The organism is Exiguobacterium acetylicum (assembly GCF_022170825.1).
Taxonomy (GTDB): Bacteria; Bacillota; Bacilli; order Exiguobacteriales; family Exiguobacteriaceae; genus Exiguobacterium_A; species Exiguobacterium_A acetylicum_B.
On record NZ_CP081878.1, the window covers coordinates 1,219,434 to 1,234,358 of the forward strand.

Below are 14,925 nucleotides of genomic sequence, written 5' to 3' on the forward strand. Positions count from 1 at the left end.
GTCATGTGGTCGGGGCGATTTTTATTATAAATAATCGAGCGGATTGACGCTGCTCCCGGCAGACGTTGCACTATAGACGTATGAGCCTCTGTGGAGTTCAAAGTGAAGGTGCGTGCCGAATGCGTTACCTGTCTCGCCAACTGTACCGATCTTTTGACCTTGTGCGACCGTTTGACCGACTGAGACGGAGCGGCTATTCATGTGTGCATACAGACTGATGAACGGCGATCCGTTGACAGTATGTGAGACCATGACGTAGTTGCCATATGCGCCTTTGAACTGAGACGTGATGACCTTACCGCTTGCTGTCGCGTAGACCGGAGTACCTTTTGCTGCGCCATAATCGATACCGTTATGGAACGTATAGCCGTAAACGCCACTCGCTTTGCCATAGCCTTGCGTGATCGGACCACTCGTTGGTGTCGCAAAGCTCTTTGAAGTCGACGTTGACGCTTTCGAAGCACCACCGCTATTCGTCAGTGTCAGAACGGCGTATTTCGAGACGTAGTCCGCATGAACGAATCGTTTATCGCTTCCGTATAGGAACTTGATCCAATCCCCTGTACGACCGAGGTAGCGGAATCGTTCTCCTTGATCGACACTTCCGACGACTGAACTGCTTGTCGAGTTACTGCTACGAACACGAAGATTGTCGACGTTGACTTTAATCTTATAGATACGTGTTACAGAATATTTCTTTACATATGTAGAAGAAACATAGACTTTTTTTGAACCATAGAGGATTTTCGTCCAGTTACCTGTCCGTCCGAGATACTTATATGTATCACCCTTTTCGAAACTTGTGACCGTACCGTATGATGTCGACGGACCAGTCCGAGCACGTAAGCCGTCTTCCATGACCTTCACTTTATAGAACGTCGTTGCTGCATCCGCACGTGGGATAGCAAACGATGCAAAACTTGCAACGGCGATGGCTGTCGCCGAAACACCTTTCCAAAAACCATGCATGATTCATTCCTCCTGAATATGTAATCTGTATGACTAAACCGATATGTAAATTTCATAGATGAGTATAACATTTACGAAAATGTTTAAATGTTACATTCACATTTCGATATTATTTCAATAAATTATATTAAACGGACTTAATTTTATTCATTATCCAATTATCCATAAAATCCTTTGACAAGATTGGATGGAATTGGATAAGATGAAATGCCCATCAAACAAAAGAAAGGTACCCCGAATGAGGTACCTGAAAGTGCTTATAAGAAAGCGAGTGGGTTGACACTGCTTGCTGCTGAAGAACCGCTGTAGACGTAGCTTCCACGGTGGATTTCGAAGTGTAAGTGTGATCCAGAAGAGTTACCCGTACTACCGACAGCTCCGATGTTTGCGCCTTTCGGGATCGATTGACCAACGAATACAGAACGTTTGCTTAAGTGAGCATAAACCGTTGTGTACGAAATACCGTTCACTTTATGTTGGACCATGACATGGTTACCATAAGCTCCCTGATATGACGACTTGATGACTTTTCCGGCAGCTGCTGCCTTAACTGGTGTTCCAGTAGGTGCTCCGAAATCGATACCGTTATGGAACGTGTAGCCGTATTTACCGCTAGCATTTCCGTAGCCTTGCGTGATTGATCCGCTTGTCGGACGCATGAATCCAGTCGACGAAGAGAATGATGCTTTTTTCGCTGACTTACTAGAAACACTGTACTTCTTGACGTAACCTGAATAGACGAAGCGTTTTTCGCCTTTATGCATGATCTTCGTCCAGTTTCCTGTCCGACCGAGGTATTTAAATGTTTGACCCGCATTGACGCCGTCGACGATGCGGTGTTTCAACGATGGACCAGTCCGGACGCGGAGTCCGTCTGCTTTAATCTTTACTTTATACGATGAGCCTGAAGCGGCTTCAACCTTACCTGTACCCGTAGCTGCAAAACCTGAAACAACGAGGGCGCTCATTGCTAACGTCGTGATTGTTCGTTTCATGAATGTTCCTCCTAAGTTGAATATCTTTTGTTGTCGTCGGAATGACATCTATAGAAGTGGATGCGTTTAGTGTGTATTGAAGTGAGTGATGCGGTCATTTGACTAACGAGAGTATAGCATTCAAACATCAGACCTTTGTGTTTCAATTCGATTGCTTAAATATATTCTAATAACAATTGTTGTAATATTGAATATGTATTCAATCTCAAAATCCCTTTAAATCAAGATGAATCCGTGTTACAACGAGATGAATTTGATGACAAAATGCAATCATGGGAAATGATGAGAAAGTATGGGACTCTAATAAGAAGAGAGTAGGTTTTAAGATGGATTTGACGTTTACAGTAAATCAAAAAAAGCTTAACATTCGCGCAGTGGCGCTACTCATTCAAGATGGACACCTCTTGATTCATCGTCAAGGAGAAGATGATTTTTGGTCATTGCCAGGAGGGCGTGTCCAATTTGGGGAAAGTGGTGCCAAAGCGATCGAACGTGAATTGTTAGAAGAATTAGGGCAGACAATCGAGCTGCCGATCTTTCGTTTCTTGCATGAAAATTTCTTTCATTACGCGGATCATCAATTTCATGAACTCGGGATGTTTTATGAAGTGACGTGTCGAGAACCGCTACCACTCTTGAAAGAAGACTTCTATGGTCCTGAAGGTGAAGGATTGAAGTATCGATTCGTGCCATTCGAAGATTTAGAGCACTATACGTTGTATCCTAGTGAACTCTCGGAGATGCTACGAGCGAATGTATTTCCAACGCTGTTGACGAATGACATCTGACTTTTCCGGAAGAACGTTTATAGATGTATCGCAAGGGAATGGTTAATCATGTAGTTCATTCCAACAGTGACAAGGGAGCTGACCGTTCATGAGAGAAGAACAGTTCGAAGCGATGCATCAGGAGGCACGAGGGCAAACGCAAGAACAACAACCAGGTGTCGAGTACGCCATGAAGCCGGAACCGATCTATGATGATCCGGATTATGTCGGTTCAGGAAAACTGACGGGGAAGGTTGCGCTGATTACAGGCGGGGATAGTGGAATCGGTCGTGCTGTCGCTGTCGCTTATGCGAAAGAGGGAGCAAACGTCGCGATCGTATACTTAAATGAAGGCAAAGACGCTGAAAAGACAAAATCGTTGATTGAAGGTTACGGGGTTAAAGCCTTAAAAATCGCGAAAGATGTCAGTCAACCTGAAAATGCACAAGAGATCATCGATCTAGTCATTGCAGAATTCGGTCAATTGAATATCTTAGTCAATAATGCCGGCAAACAGTTTCCACAGGATGATTTCCTTTCAATCACACCAGAACAACTGAAGGAAACATTCGAGACGAATGTTTTTTCGATGTTCTATCTGATTCAAGCTGCGTTACCGCATCTGCATAAGGAAGACACAATCATCAATACCTCATCAGTAACAGCTTATCGCGGGGCACCAACGTTAATCGATTATTCGGCGACGAAAGGGGCCATCACGACATTGACACGTTCACTTGCTTCGAGCTTGATTGAGAAGGGAATCCGCGTCAATGCCGTCGCACCCGGTCCAATTTGGACACCGCTCATTCCAGCGACGTTCTCGAAAGAAAAAGTCGAGGCGCACGGGGAAGATACGTTAATGAAACGCCGGGGACAACCGTCGGAAAATGCACCAGCTTATGTGTATCTTGCGTCGCGCGATTCAAGCTACGTTACAGGACAAACGATTCATATCAACGGCGGCGACTACATCACGTCTTAAGGGGGAAAACAACATGAAGAAGAATCCGAACGAAATACCTGAACGCGAACCAGATCATCAACCGGACGAAATCCCACAGACACCACCGAGCGAGGTGCCGGATACGCCACAAGAAGATCCGGTCCGTCAACCAGATCCGGATACGTTCCCAGAACCAACCGAGATTCCGGATACACCGCAGGAAGATCCGAGTCCGTACTGATTGAATTGATCAGAACCACCATCCAAATCGAGGATGGTGGTTTTTTCGTGACAGAAATGAAAAACCAGCTTGACAGTCAAACTGTATGGTGAGTATGATACAGAGAAGAAGTGTATTATTGTTTTAATACATTAAACAGGAAAGGGAGGTCTACCGATGCAGTTCGACCAAAGAAGCCCGGTGTACCTGCAGGTCGTCCGTTGGTTCAAACAACGAATCGCGACCGAGGAATTGCAAAGCGGGCAAGAGATCCCGTCCCGCCGCGAAATCGCCGCACAGCTCGGAATTAATCCGAATACCGCACAAAAAGCATACAAAGAGATGGAGGAGCAGCAATTGATTACGACAGAACGGAATGTCCCGAGTAAGATTACACGCGATCCACAAGTCGTCCAAAAAGTACGTGCTGAGATGCTGGAAGAAGCCGTCTCTGAATTCATCGATGCCGTCAAGGCGATTCAAATCCCACTCGATGAGGTCGTCTCAAAAGTCGAGACGGTGTATCAGGAAACGGAACGGAGGAAGATCGATGCTTGAAGTCCATGGCTTACAAAAGAAATACGGTAAAAAACCAGTTCTTCAAGGCGTCTCGTTTTCTGTTCCGATGGATCAATTGACGTGTCTGATTGGACTAAACGGTGAGGGGAAATCAACGATCCTGAAAGCAATCGCAGGTCTTGTCCCAGTTAACGCGGGAACAGTTCTCGTCGATGGCGAGATTAACCGAAATAAGATTGCCTTCGTTCCGGATATCCAGACGATGCCCGGCTATATGACGGTCGGTGATGCGCTGACGTACATGGCGGATTATTACTCTGACTGGAACCAAGCGACGGCAGATGAATTGATGCGGGTCTTCCAGCTACTTTCGACGGACAAGATCACAGACTTATCAAAAGGGAACCAAGCGAAGGTCAGCTTGATCCTCGGATTTGCTCTCGATCGTCCGTACTTATTGCTCGACGAACCATTCGCCGGAATCGATTTATTTACGAAAGAACAGATTGCTGGACTATTTTCGAGTCATTTCATGGAGGGGCGCGGTATCCTGATGACGACACACGAAATTCAGGAAATCGAGCACTTGATCGACCGGGTCGTCTTCTTACAGGACGGTCGGATCATCGATGAGCATGAGACAGAAGAGATGCGAGAACTGTACGGGAAGTCGGTACAAGACCGGATGCGGGAGGTCTATTTGCGATGAAACAATACATACAATTGACGAACGAAGAGATTAAGCGGAGCTTTAAGCTTTATGTGATTGTCGTGCTTGTGATGGCAGCGATTGAGCTGGTATCGGTCGTTGTAAACGTCAAACTACATGAGCGCAGAATCGAAGATTACTTGAAGGCGAATACTGCTACTTTGTATGACGCATTCAACGACATTGGAAAAATTTCGTTCATTGATACAACCTCCTTTTTCAGTTACATGACATTGATTGGTATGGCGTTAGTCGTTATTTATACAATTCAGATTTGGTACCGGGATTGGGTTGGTGAAACGAAATATATCTATCGTTTATTGATGCTTCCAGGAAATCGAGCAAGCATTTTCTTCTCGAAGTGGACGACATTACTTTTGATCATCACGAGTTTTCTCGGTATCCAGTGGTGTTTGATCCAATTCGGAAATCTATTATTTAATTGGTCTGTCCGAGTTGACTATCTGGATAAAGACAGTCATCGCACACTAGGAAGTACGTTAGGCGAAATCTTTTCGTTTAATTTGACGAACTTACTCATCCTTATCGCGTTGTCGATGTTCGTTGTTAGTTTTATATTTTTACTTGTCTTAATTGAACGTTCCTATCGTAAATGGACTGGTCTTCTGAGAATGGGAGTCGAGATTTTCATCGTGGTTATTTTTACTGTGACAGGTCTTTATTTCTTAGAGCAAACTAAATTATTGTTGAACTCAGAAAAGACGCTTGTATTGATTGGGTTGTTCGTCCTCTATTTTGCTTATGTGATTTGGAGAAGTCTACGTTTATTAAAATGGAAAATTACGGTTTAAGGAGGACACTATGCGTTCGATAAAATATGTTTTACTTTTAGGCGTCATCTCTATCGTGTCTTTAGGAATTTATGTGGGACAAGTACTTTCGTTCGATAAGACGAAATTCGTCGTTGAAACAAAAAAAGGTGATCCAAACGAAGAAGTCGTCCGAAACATGCAACTTAGTCTTAGTGAGTGGGGACAAAATCCGAATGAATATAGTATTTCGATGAATGGGGATATGACGAAGGATAGTCAAACAATACTTTCGTTACTTTTTTATAATGAATCTAATTGGACCGATGCTCCACGATCGTTCCAACAATTCGCTTGGAAGAATGATACACATGTGTTTACAAAAGATTCGATTACATATGGAATCAATAGATTAAGCGAAAATAAACTTGAACTTCAGTATTGGAATGCGCAGACTAAGAAATTGACGAGCACAACGATTAAGCTGCCTGAAGATCAAATGAATAAACAGTTACGTTTTTCTCCGTTTCAACGAACAAAGGACAAGTTACTCATTGATGCGACCCCTCTTAATAGACAGATTGAAAGAGAATATATCTATCAAATCGATTTAAAAAAGAAAACGATGATTAAAATCAAATTACCTGACCGTTTAGGAAAAGGTGATACGATTCGATCGTTTTACGATGGAAAAATGATTGTCGATCAAGTAAAAGAATTGGAATATCCTGATGATTTTTTGTCTGAAACCGTCGTAAAAGATGGTCAACAAACAAAAGTATTAAAAGAATTCGATCAAGTCAACGAATCAAATGTCATAAACGATGGTAAAAATTATCTAGGACTTCTTGAAATCTCTCTGAAACCATCGAGTAAGAAAAAGTTAAGATGGTTAATCTATGATGTTGAGTCAGAGCGACTAATTACCAAAACGATTAACCTCGAATCGCCTACATCAGAAGAAGATTTTTCCCATACGAGCTTTACTGTAGACCACGACCATATCTATTTCGCTTATCGAACGAAAAAAGATGAGGTCAAATCATTGGTGATCAATCCGCTGACATCTGAAATCGTTTACGAAGCTAATATTCAGAAACAAGGTTCGAAAAATAATATTTATCTAAATGAAGTCACAACAAATTAATAAAAGTAACCAATGTCCACTCCTAATTTGAAACCTCCCGTTTTCTTCCAACGTATAAAGACTATACGAAGGGGGAACTCACATGCAATTCTTGATTTTTGTCGTCTTCGCAGGAGTTATGTACTGGTTCTACTACAGCTTCTTACTCGGGTACCGTAAGAAAAACATCACGCTAACATTTGACGACCGGTTTTATTCACTCGACGAACACGCCGCAGCCATCGAGCAAAAACTCGCAACGGATGGACATTCGGCGCGTTATCTCGGTGACCGTCGCTTTGAAGTTGATGGCAAACCATACCTGTTCCTCGAGCGGACGGTCTCAGTCGGTGGGGTTCCGACACAGCAGACGATTCTCGAGCAGCAAAAAAAATAACTCTCCCGCGTTCGGGAGAGTTTTTTCGTTAGACCGGAATCCGGTCAAGGGGGTGCGGTTGCTGCGATGAGCGATACCAGCGGATGATCCAGTGATCGATGCCGATGTAATACGCGTAGCGTCCTGCAGCAAGTAAGGCGACAGCTGCTGCTAGGAAGACCGGGTTCAACGCAATCGTCCCAGCAAGTAAGTAATTGAGATTCATGATGCTCCCGACGATGAGTGCGGGAACCGTCAATAGACTAAGAATCAACAAGATGCCGACGACGAGTTCCGCGAACGGAATCAAGGCGTTGATCAGCCCGACGTTTGGTAAGGCGAGTTGCTCAATCCACGTCGCGTACCAGGAACTGACGAGTGCGTCTTCGCCAGTTGACTTCACGAGTGCTCCTTCGAGAAACGGTTTCGCATCGAAGCCATTGATGTACTTGCCGATTCCAGCGATGAACCACTGGATTCCGAGCCAGAGTCGGATGATCGTCAACAGACCGAGACCGATGATGTGTAATGCTTTCACTTTCAGACACTCCTCTACTACAACATAGTCCCCATCATACTGAAAAATCATCAGTCAGATGGGAACTATCATCATAACGTCATTGAACCGTCATCGACCTGTTACAAAAAAGCGTAAGGTAACGGTTTCACGACCGTTGATCGAGGCGATGACTGATTGCGGTCAATAAAGCAGCGACAAGCGCAACAAGTCCACCGACGAGTGCCGTGTTCATCATCGGTCCGTTCGCATAGGCGATGCCCCCGAGTGCCGAACCAAAAGCAATCCCAACGTTACTCGCAACTGGCATCAACGAAGCGGCAAGTCCTTTTGCTTCCGGATTGAACTTTTCAGCGAGATCAATCAAGTAGATCTGTGTCGAAGTCGTCAGTAGAATCGACATCAACGACATCAAGGCGATGTTAAACAGTCCAAGTGAGAGCGATGCTGTCGTGAAGTATAAGGCAGCAAGGACGATTGCTTGCACGACGAAGACGAATCGTAATCGTCCCATCGGATTTTTGCTAGCGATTTTACCGGCAAGGATGTTACTAAAGATCGAGACGACACCGTAAGCGAGCAAGATCGGACTGATCCATGTCTTCGCGATACCGAGTTCCGTTTGGAGGATCGGGACGAGGTACGTGTAGACGACGTACGTTGCCCCGAAGCCGAACGATGGAATAAAGAAGGCGATCAAGATTCGTGGATTGGCTAACAATCCGAGCTGCTCTTTAATCGAACCGGAACCTGTTGATTGCTGGACGGGAACGATCTTCCACACAGCGAGAAACGCGATCAATCCCATAACTGTCGTCAGCCAAAACGTGGCTTCGAATCCAGCGTGTTGACCGATGAACGTACCAATCGGGACACCGAGGACGTTCGCGAGTGTAAAACCACCGAAAATGAACGAGACGGCGACACCGCGCTTCGCGACCGGCACACCGTCACTTGCGACGACCATTGCAAGCGAGATCAAGACACCGGTTAAGATGGCTGTCAGAATGCGGGTGGCAAGTAACACTTCATAACTTGGCGCAAAACTACTGGCAAGATTCAGTAAGACCCAGGCAAGTAACAGACGAAGAATCAGACGACGCCGTTCTAAATGACCGGTCATCGACATGACGATTGGTGTACCAATCGCAAAGGAGATGGCAAAAGCAGAGACGAGCGTACCCGCTGTTGCGATCGTAATATCAAGGGCTGAGGAGATTTCAGCGAGGATCCCGACGATGACGAATTCGCTTGTTCCGAGAACGAACGTCAGGAGCGACAACGTGGCGATCAAGAGCCAATCGCGTCGACTTAAACGAGTAGTAGGTGACATGGATGATTCCTCAATTCTAGCGCTTGCGCGCGAAACTATGAGTAACAGGATAGCACGAAACGATTTCGTCGGGTATCGCAAAACAAGATTCCGGGAAAAGAACCATTATTCGAAATAGCGCGTGAATTTCCAAGGTTTCTGTTTTTTGCGTATACTACAAAAGAAGACTACTGATAAAGGAGTGGAAACGATGCAAGCGACAGTGACATGGAACAAACAGATGGGGTTTAGTGGACAAACGGAATCAGGTCACCATCTTGCGATGGATGCAGCACCCGAAAACGGTGGTGAAAATCAAGCACCACGACCGACCGAGCTCTTGCTACATGCCGTTGCCGGCTGTACGGGGATCGATATCGTCTCGATTTTAGAGAAGATGCGCTTGACGATCACTCATTTCGAAATGGATATCGAAGGAGAACGAGCAGAGGATCATCCACGGCGTTTTACATCGATCTCGATTCATTACCGACTCGAAGGCGATCTCCCGGAAGATAAGGTCCGGCGTGCCATCTCGTTATCAAAAGATAAATATTGTTCGGTCTCACAATCCCTGAACGCTGAGATTTCCGTCTATTATTCGATTAATGGTGTGCGGAGCGAGGATCCTTTGTGAAGAAAACCGTACTGATCGGTTGTCTGTTGCTTGCAGGGTGTGCGCAGGAGACGACGGAACCAACGAAATCATCACAACCAGAAACGAAGCAACCGACCGAGGCGAAGAAACCGAAATCTGAGCCGACGAAGGAAGAACGACAACACGCACAACGAAAACAACAACTGGCAGCGATGTCGACGTCTGAAAAAGTCGACCAGCTCCTCTACATCGGCGTCGCTGGTACGGAACTCTCAGCGGCAGACCGGCAGTTGTTGCGGACGCACGCAATTGGTGGTGTCTTACTGCTCGGCGGAAATATCACGTCAGAAGAGCAACTGTTGACGTTCACGCGAGCGATCCAAGAGACGAACCAAAAACCGTATGCGTTCGTCGGGATTGACGAAGAAGGTGGACGGGTCAGCCGGGTACCGGATCAACGATTACGTCTGCCGACGAGCCAACGCATGGCGCAAGGGGCAGATGCGGCGAAGATGGAAGACGTCGGACGTACGCTCGGTCATGTATCGCAGTATTATGGATTCAACATGGACTTCGCACCAGTCCTAGACGTTAACAGTAACCCGAACAATCCGATCATCGGTGACCGTGCCTTAAGTGCTGATCCGAAGACCGTCGCGACCTTTGGTACAGCACTGATGCACGGAATGCAGGAGACGGGCACGATTCCGGTCGTCAAACATTTTCCGGGTCACGGAAATACGAGTGTCGATTCCCATGTCGGACTGCCGAAAGTGACGGCATCAAAGGAAGAACTGAAGCGGACGGAACTGTTACCGTTTCAAGAAGCGATCCAAGAGGGTGCCGAGATGGTGATGGTCGCCCATATTCTGTATCCCGCGTATGACGATCAGAATCCATCCTCGCTCTCGAAGCCAATCCTGACTGATCTTTTGCGTCAGCAACTTGGATTCAAGGGTGTCATCATTACGGATGATCTTGTCATGGGAGCGATCACGCAACAATATGGTCTCGCTGAAGCAGCGCGGCAGTCACTCGTCAATGGGGCTGACATGGCAATGTTTTCAGATGCAGGTGCTTATACGAAGGTCCATGCTGAAGTGATGCAAGCCATCAAAGAAGAAACGCTGACGACCGAGATGCTCGATGCAAAAGTGATGCGAATCCTGAAGTTGAAGCAGACGTATGCCAATAGTCAGGAGCAAGAGCGACCGACGAAATCGGAGCTTGTTCAGCAAGTGGAAGCGCTCAACTAGGACTAGCGAAGTAAAGCGACTCATGCTAGACTAATGGGGCAAGCCAACTAAACACGAAAAGACACTAGGGGAGTCTCCCAGCAGACTGAGACGGAAGTATCCGGACCCTTTGAACCTGATCTAGTTCGTACTAGCGGAGGGAAGTGGCTCGAAACCTTAGATATCCTTAGCGCTTCAGCGCATTTTCGGACCACTCCTTTCAACATCGGGAGTGGTCCTTTTTCGTCTAGAAAGGAAGAAAGCGATGCGTTTACATCTGATTACAACAGGTTCGATCGATCTGCGTGACAAAGTTGAGATCTTTCGACCCCTTCAACCTTATACGGATCAATTGCATCTGCGGGAACCGGCTTTATCAGCGGGACAGTTGCTCGATTTAATTGACGCGCTCCTTGCGCAAGGATATTCGCCTGATCAGTTAACGGTTCATGACCGTGTCGACGTTGCCCATGTCGGTGGCATCGGTGTGCAATTGACGCGACATTCCTTACGCGTCCGCGATGTAAAACGACACTTTCCGAATCTGACAATCGGAAAATCCGTTCATTCACTGGCAGAAGCACTTGCAGCAGAAGCGGAAGGTGCCGATCGATTGCTGTACGGTCATATTTATCCGACGTCGTCGAAGCCGGATCTCCCATCACGGGGAATCGATGCTCTCAAACAAGTCGTTACGTTTACGACAAAACCAGTCATTGCAATCGGCGGCATTACACCAGATCGCATTCCTGAGATCGCAGCGACCGGTGCAACCGGAATCGCCGTCTTGTCAGGCATTCTCGGTCAAACGGATCCACTTGCTGCGATCAAGCGTTATCAGGGGGTACGGGTATGACGGATCACATCATCATTGGTGGTGGAGTCATCGGTTTGACGCTTGCTTACAGTCTCGCCTGTCAGAACGAATCCGTTCTTGTCCTTGAGCGCGGAACATGCGGGCAAGGAACGAGTCGGGCAGCTGCCGGAATGCTTGCGACGGACATCGAGCTACGTGATGAATTGCATGCGCTTGCCGCTCGAAGTCGCCATCTGTATCCGTTACTTGCGCGACGCCTCGCGCGCGAGACAGGCATCGATTGTGGCTACCGGGAACAACCGTTTTTGTTAAAACGAGACGAAGAAGAGTACTTATTTCCATCGGTCGGTCAAATCGATCCGCGACGACTGACGAAGGCATTGACACTTGCTTTACACAAGCGGGGGATACCAATCGAAGAACAGGTGGATGTCACGCGTATCGAGGAGAGCGATGACGTCGTGAAGGTTGAGTCGAAGACGGGAATGTGGACAGGACGAACGGTGACGGTCGCTGCCGGACGGGGGTCGCAAGCCTTGCTCGCGACAGCCGGCATTTCGATTGCGACGTATGGGGTCAAAGGCGAGTGTCTTGCTGTCCGTCTCGCGGGACGACCGTTACGCTCGATTCTGTTCGATGATTCTGTCTATCTCGTACCGAAAGCGGACGGACGGATTTTGATCGGTGCGACGGAATTACCGCATGATGAGACGGTCGGCGTGAGTGTCGCGGGGGTCACGTCACTGCTTCAAGCAGCAGAACGTCTCTATCCGCCGATTCGCGACGCGGTCATCGAAGAAGTCTGGTCCGGCGTACGACCACAAACGATATCCGGCTTACCGTATATCGGAGTCGCCGCGTCTGCGCGTCGCATCTTCCTAGCGACGGGGCATCACCGACATGGTATTTTACTCGCGCCGGCGACAGCGGAAGTATTATCAGCAGCATTACGATTGATTCAGAAGGAGGAAGTCCGATGAACATTACGATTAACGGAAACGACCATACGATCGAACAGATTGAAACGATCGAGGAAATGCTTGCGCAACTCGGCTTAGGAGAAAAGCTCGTCATCGTCGAACAGAACCGACAAATCATCGACCGCGGAGCTTACGGTCAGACGGTCGTTCGGAACAATGACACATTTGAAATCGTTCATTTCGTAGGAGGAGGATAAGCATGCTGAAAATTGGAGAAAAGACATTTGACTCACGGTTATTACTCGGTACAGGGAAATATACGGATGCTACGGTACAGCAGGAGGCGATTGACACTTCCGCTTCACAAATTTTGACGTTTGCCGTCCGTCGACTTGACATCTTTGATAAACAACAAGCGAATTTCTTGGAGTCGCTTGATTTAACGAAGTACGATCTACTGCCGAACACGGCTGGTGCGAAGACAGCGGAAGAGGCCGTCCGGCTAGCGAAACTCGCACGAGCATCCGGCATGTGTGACATGGTCAAGGTTGAAGTAATCGGTTGCGACAAAACCTTGTTACCGGATCCAATTGAGACATTACGTGCCTCTGAAGAGTTGCTTAAAGAAGGATTTATCGTCTTACCGTATACGTCGGACGACGTCGTGCTTGCACGACGTCTTGAAGAACTCGGTTGTCACGCCATCATGCCAGCAGCGTCACCGATCGGCTCCGGACAAGGCATTCTCAACCCACTTCATCTACAGTTCATCATCGAACAGACGACGGTTCCGGTCATCGTCGATGCTGGCATCGGTTCACCGACCGATGTCGCCTATGCGATGGAACTCGGAGCAGATGGTGTCTTATTGAACTCGGCGGTCGCTCATGCCCAAGATCCGGTCAAGATGGCGTACGCGATGCGACTAGCAGTCGAAGCGGGGCGTTTAGGATACGAAGCAGGGCGGATCGAGAAGAAACAGTATGCGGTTGCGAGTAGTCCAGCGAGTGGATTGATCCGATGAACCGCTATTCACGTCAAACTCGATTTCAACCGATCGGGGAAGCAGGACAAGAACGTTTAGCAGTAGCAAAGGTACTGATCATCGGGATGGGGGCGCTCGGAACAGCATCGGCAGAACAACTCGTTCGTGCCGGTGTCGGCGTCGTCCGAATCGTCGACCGGGACTATGTCGAGTGGAGTAATCTACAACGGCAACAACTCTATACGGAGGAAGATGCACGGCACATCGTACCGAAGGCGATTGCTGCGAAAGCACGTCTTGAAGCAATCAATTCGACGGTAACGATCGAAGCGCACGTGTTAGACGTCGACCGAGCATCGCTGACGTGGCTATTAGACGGCATCGATTTGATCATCGACGCAACGGATAATTTCGATATTCGTTTGCTGATGAACGACATGGCGTTATTGCGTTCGATTCCGTGGATTTACGGTGGTTGCGTCGGCAGTTACGGGATCACCTTTACGGTTCGTCCGGGAGAGACACCGTGTCTCCATTGTTTGCTCGATCAATTACCACGTGATCAGGAGACATGTGATACGGCAGGAATCATCGGTCCGGCTGTTCAGATGGTCGCCTCTCTACAAGTGACGGAAGCGCTGAAGTGGTTGAGCGGTAAGACGGACGCCATGCGGACACGTCTCCTTGCCTTTGACATCTGGTCGAACACGTTCCAACAAATCAACGTTCAATCGTTGAAGCAAACGGAATGTCCCTCATGCGGTACTCGACCGGTGTATCCTTACTTATCGGAGCAGACGGTCCGTTTTACGGCACTTTGCGGTCGTGATGCCGTCCAGATTCGGGGGGACGGCAAGCGGGATCTCGATCAATTGAAGCAACGCCTCGAGCCGGTCGCAGCAATTTCTGCCCATAATCCATACTTGCTAGCGTTTACGACGGATGAACATCGGATGGTCGCCTTCCAAGATGGTCGCGTATTGATTCATGGCGAAGCCGATCTCGTCAAAGCAAAACGGCTCTATCACGCCTATTTCGGGTAAACGTTCACAAAACGGTAAACTAATTTTTGATATATATGTTTTAAATGTTTAAAAAACAGGTAAATAAGACTTCAGACGTAAATCGGTCTACAGGTCTTGAA

Annotated in this window: 19 protein-coding genes and 1 riboswitch; of the genes, 15 read left to right on the forward strand and 4 right to left on the reverse strand. The window is 47.4% G+C overall.

Annotated features, from left to right (window positions below; all coding sequences use genetic code 11):
* Positions 1-24 precede the first annotated feature (24 nt).
* Entirely contained in the window at positions 25-969 is a 945-nt protein-coding gene (locus K6T22_RS06220) for a peptidoglycan DD-metalloendopeptidase family protein (protein ID WP_238239478.1), read from the reverse strand.
* Positions 970-1,226: 257 nt separating this feature from the next.
* On the reverse strand, positions 1,227-1,964 hold the full coding sequence (locus K6T22_RS06225; protein WP_238239479.1) for a peptidoglycan DD-metalloendopeptidase family protein: 738 nt from the start codon (positions 1,962-1,964) through the stop codon (positions 1,227-1,229).
* A gap of 326 nt (positions 1,965-2,290) precedes the next feature.
* On the opposite strand from K6T22_RS06225, the gene K6T22_RS06230 reads away from it, so the two are divergent.
* The 8 genes from K6T22_RS06230 to K6T22_RS06265 all read left to right on the forward strand — a co-directional run bounded on the left by K6T22_RS06230 (position 2,291) and on the right by K6T22_RS06265 (position 7,418).
* Positions 2,291-2,752: an NUDIX hydrolase gene (locus K6T22_RS06230; protein WP_238239480.1), complete on the forward strand. Its 462-nt coding sequence runs from the start codon at positions 2,291-2,293 to the stop codon at positions 2,750-2,752.
* An 88-nt stretch (positions 2,753-2,840) separates the two neighbouring features.
* On the forward strand, positions 2,841-3,716 hold the full coding sequence (locus K6T22_RS06235; protein ID WP_238239481.1) for an SDR family oxidoreductase: 876 nt from the start codon (positions 2,841-2,843) through the stop codon (positions 3,714-3,716).
* A 13-nt stretch (positions 3,717-3,729) separates the two neighbouring features.
* Entirely contained in the window at positions 3,730-3,918 is a 189-nt protein-coding gene (locus tag K6T22_RS06240; protein ID WP_238239482.1) for a hypothetical protein, read from the forward strand.
* Positions 3,919-4,074: 156 nt separating this feature from the next.
* Positions 4,075-4,455 (forward strand): GntR family transcriptional regulator, encoded by a 381-nt coding sequence (locus K6T22_RS06245; protein ID WP_023467846.1) that lies wholly within the window; start codon positions 4,075-4,077, stop codon positions 4,453-4,455.
* The gene (locus tag K6T22_RS06250; RefSeq protein WP_238239483.1) at positions 4,448-5,125 is read left to right on the forward strand and encodes an ATP-binding cassette domain-containing protein; all 678 of its coding nucleotides are present in this window, start codon (positions 4,448-4,450) and stop codon (positions 5,123-5,125) included. Before K6T22_RS06245 ends, K6T22_RS06250 begins: the two co-directional genes overlap by 8 nt.
* On the forward strand, positions 5,122-5,937 hold the full coding sequence (locus K6T22_RS06255) for a hypothetical protein (RefSeq protein ID WP_238239484.1): 816 nt from the start codon (positions 5,122-5,124) through the stop codon (positions 5,935-5,937). The genes K6T22_RS06250 and K6T22_RS06255 overlap by 4 nt, the downstream gene beginning before the upstream one ends.
* Before the next feature lie 10 nt (positions 5,938-5,947).
* Positions 5,948-7,042, forward strand: coding sequence for a hypothetical protein (locus tag K6T22_RS06260; RefSeq protein WP_238239485.1), 1,095 nt, complete (start codon positions 5,948-5,950; stop codon positions 7,040-7,042).
* An 82-nt stretch (positions 7,043-7,124) separates the two neighbouring features.
* Positions 7,125-7,418: a hypothetical protein gene (locus K6T22_RS06265; RefSeq protein WP_238239486.1), complete on the forward strand. Its 294-nt coding sequence runs from the start codon at positions 7,125-7,127 to the stop codon at positions 7,416-7,418.
* 28 nt (positions 7,419-7,446) lie between these two features.
* Here K6T22_RS06265 and K6T22_RS06270 read toward each other — a convergent pair whose 3' ends face one another.
* A complete protein-coding gene (locus tag K6T22_RS06270) occupies positions 7,447-7,935 on the reverse strand; it encodes a DoxX family membrane protein (protein WP_238239487.1) in 489 nt (162 codons plus the stop codon).
* A 127-nt stretch (positions 7,936-8,062) separates the two neighbouring features.
* Positions 8,063-9,247, reverse strand: a complete 1,185-nt coding sequence (locus K6T22_RS06275) for an MFS transporter (protein WP_238239488.1) — start codon at positions 9,245-9,247, stop codon at positions 8,063-8,065.
* 190 nt (positions 9,248-9,437) lie between these two features.
* On the opposite strand from K6T22_RS06275, the gene K6T22_RS06280 reads away from it, so the two are divergent.
* From K6T22_RS06280 to K6T22_RS06310, 7 genes are all read left to right on the forward strand, one after another.
* Positions 9,438-9,863: an OsmC family protein gene (locus K6T22_RS06280; RefSeq protein WP_023467853.1), complete on the forward strand. Its 426-nt coding sequence runs from the start codon at positions 9,438-9,440 to the stop codon at positions 9,861-9,863.
* Positions 9,860-11,080, forward strand: a complete 1,221-nt coding sequence (nagZ, locus tag K6T22_RS06285; protein WP_238239489.1) for a beta-N-acetylhexosaminidase — start codon at positions 9,860-9,862, stop codon at positions 11,078-11,080. Before K6T22_RS06280 ends, nagZ begins: the two co-directional genes overlap by 4 nt.
* Before the next feature lie 56 nt (positions 11,081-11,136).
* Positions 11,137-11,239, forward strand: a riboswitch (TPP riboswitch).
* A gap of 85 nt (positions 11,240-11,324) precedes the next feature.
* Positions 11,325-11,915, forward strand: coding sequence for a thiamine phosphate synthase (locus K6T22_RS06290; protein ID WP_238239490.1), 591 nt, complete (start codon positions 11,325-11,327; stop codon positions 11,913-11,915).
* Positions 11,912-12,856: an FAD-dependent oxidoreductase gene (locus tag K6T22_RS06295; protein ID WP_238239492.1), complete on the forward strand. Its 945-nt coding sequence runs from the start codon at positions 11,912-11,914 to the stop codon at positions 12,854-12,856. Before K6T22_RS06290 ends, K6T22_RS06295 begins: the two co-directional genes overlap by 4 nt.
* The gene (gene thiS / locus K6T22_RS06300; protein WP_238239493.1) at positions 12,853-13,053 is read left to right on the forward strand and encodes a sulfur carrier protein ThiS; all 201 of its coding nucleotides are present in this window, start codon (positions 12,853-12,855) and stop codon (positions 13,051-13,053) included. The genes K6T22_RS06295 and thiS overlap by 4 nt, the downstream gene beginning before the upstream one ends.
* 2 nt (positions 13,054-13,055) lie before the next feature.
* The gene (locus tag K6T22_RS06305) at positions 13,056-13,820 is read left to right on the forward strand and encodes a thiazole synthase (protein ID WP_238239494.1); all 765 of its coding nucleotides are present in this window, start codon (positions 13,056-13,058) and stop codon (positions 13,818-13,820) included.
* Complete coding sequence (locus K6T22_RS06310) at positions 13,817-14,824, forward strand: ThiF family adenylyltransferase (RefSeq protein WP_238239496.1); 1,008 nt, start codon at positions 13,817-13,819, stop codon at positions 14,822-14,824. Before K6T22_RS06305 ends, K6T22_RS06310 begins: the two co-directional genes overlap by 4 nt.
* Positions 14,825-14,925: the final 101 nt, after the last annotated feature.